Origin of the sequence: Streptomyces sp. NRRL B-24572 (genome assembly GCF_002156145.1) — a bacterium.
Lineage (GTDB): Bacteria > Actinomycetota > Actinomycetes > Streptomycetales > Streptomycetaceae > Streptomyces > Streptomyces vietnamensis.
Genome location: NZ_MWIG01000765.1, coordinates 1 through 1,720, shown reverse-complemented (window position 1 = coordinate 1,720; position 1,720 = coordinate 1). Strand labels below are relative to the sequence as shown.

The following is a 1,720-nucleotide window of genomic DNA, read 5'->3' as shown; positions in this document are numbered from 1 at the left end:
AGAAGCTCCAGGCCCTCGGCGAAGACGTCGGCCTGCGGCGGGGTCTGCTCGTCGGCGTTCTTCGGGCCGGAGCCGAGGGCCTGGAGCTTCTTGTAGAAGGCCATGCCGCGCTGGGCGGCCGGGCTGTCGAGCGCGCCGGTCCACTGGCCGCCCTTGTCGACGGCGAGTTCGCCGCCCTCGTCCCAGATGAAGCCGGAGAGGGTGTACCAGTCCTGTCCGGCGAGGTAGATGCCCTGGGAGCCGTTCTTGTCGAGCTTCTCGGTGTCGTCGAGCCACTCGGCGCGGGTGGCCGGCGGCTTGTCGATGCCGGCGTCCGCGAACAGCTCCTTGTTGTAGATGACGATGCGGTTGGCCGCGTACCAGGGGATGCCGTACTGGGCTCCGCCGATGCTGCCGGGCTCGGCGAGGCCGGGCAGCCAGTCCTCCCTGCCGAGGTCGCGGACCGACTCCAGGGTGAGGTCGAACAGCTTGTCGGTGTCGGCGTACTGGGCGACCTGGGTGTTGCCGACCTCGATGACGTCGGGGCCGCCGGAGCCCTGGATCGCCTCGGTGACCTTCTTGCCGATGCCGGTCCACTCCTGGACGGTGAACTCCAGCTCGACCCCGTCGTGCTCCTGCTCGTACGCCTCGGTGAAGCGCGTGAGGAAGTCCTCGCTGACGCTGTCCCGCATGAGCCAGACGTTCACGGTCTTCGTCCCGCCGTCGCCGCCCGGGAGCATCCCGCAGCCCGCGAGGGCGAGCGCGGTGGCGGCGGCCAGGGGGCACGCTAGATGGCGGTTCTTCACGTGGGTCACCTTCTGCTCAGGTCCGGCACGGGGTCGTGCGCATGGGGGCTGACCCGGCGTGGGGGGACCGAACGGGGTGTTCGCGCGGGTATGTGGCCTGGATTCTGGTCTGGACCAATGGGATGGTCAAGTCCTTGACGTTCCCGCTCCGCGCCCGGGCGGACGACCCGCTCCGTTACCGTCGGTAGTTACTCGCGGGTTCGTCAGGACCCCCGCCGTGCCGCGCGGGCGGGTTCGTCCGGCCCCCGTCGTGTCGCGCGCCGCCGCGCCCTGGGGCACCGTGGAGGGAACGCACCGAGAGGAGTTCGGCCCCCATGTCGAATCACACCTACCGTGTCACCGAGATCGTCGGCACCTCCACCGAGGGCGTCGACCAGGCCATCCGCAACGGCATCGAGCGCGCCTCGCAGACCCTGCGGGGCCTCGACTGGTTCGAGGTGACGCAGGTACGCGGCCACCTCGTCGACGGCGCGATCGAGCACTACCAGGTCGGCCTGAAGGTCGGCTTCCGCCTGGAGGACGAGGAGTGACCCGGTCCTGACCGGTCTCAGGTGCGGCCCTCCGTCTCCTGAGCCTCCCTCAGCACCTCGGAGGGCTCCGCCCAGCGGGCCCGTACGACACGGAAGCCGGCCGCCTCCGCCGCGTCGCACACCGCCAGGTCGTCGTCGACCAGCATCCTGACCGTGCGGTCGGCGGCGAGGCGGCGCAGGATCTCCACCTTGGTCACCCGGGCGGGCCGGAAGTCACGGTTGCGCCGCATGTGGACGGGCCCCTCCGGGAGCCCGTACGCGGCCAGCCACTCCAGGGTCGAGCGGCGGCAGCGCTCGGGCCGCCCGGTGAGGTAGACCACCTCGCACTCCCCGGCCGCCTCACGGCACAGCGCGACGCCCTCCTCCAGCGGCGGATCGTCGGGCGCCGCCGCTGGAGGAGGGCGT

Annotated in this window: 3 protein-coding genes; 1 reads left to right on the top strand and 2 read right to left on the bottom strand. The window is 71.4% G+C overall.

Translation table 11 applies throughout. The features are described 5' to 3' along the window. Nucleotides 1–785, bottom strand: a 785-nt coding sequence (locus CCN56_RS35455) for an extracellular solute-binding protein (RefSeq protein ID WP_143664725.1), incomplete at its 3' end; no start/stop codon positions are given. A 314-nt stretch (nucleotides 786–1,099) separates the two neighbouring features. Here CCN56_RS35455 and CCN56_RS35450 point away from each other — a divergent pair. Continuing rightward, nucleotides 1,100–1,315: a dodecin gene (locus CCN56_RS35450; RefSeq protein ID WP_086831888.1), complete on the top strand. Its 216-nt coding sequence runs from the start codon at nucleotides 1,100–1,102 to the stop codon at nucleotides 1,313–1,315. Between the two features lie 17 nt (nucleotides 1,316–1,332). On the opposite strand, the gene CCN56_RS35445 is transcribed toward CCN56_RS35450, so the two are convergent. After that, nucleotides 1,333–1,720, bottom strand: a 388-nt coding sequence (locus tag CCN56_RS35445) for a hypothetical protein (protein ID WP_107484275.1), incomplete at its 5' end; no start/stop codon positions are given.

What these genes read in the sequence shown, in the direction of transcription:
- CCN56_RS35450 (WP_086831888.1), top strand. Translation starts at nt 1,100, where the DNA reads ATGTCGAATCACACCTACCGTGTCACCGAGATCGTCGGCACCTCCACC.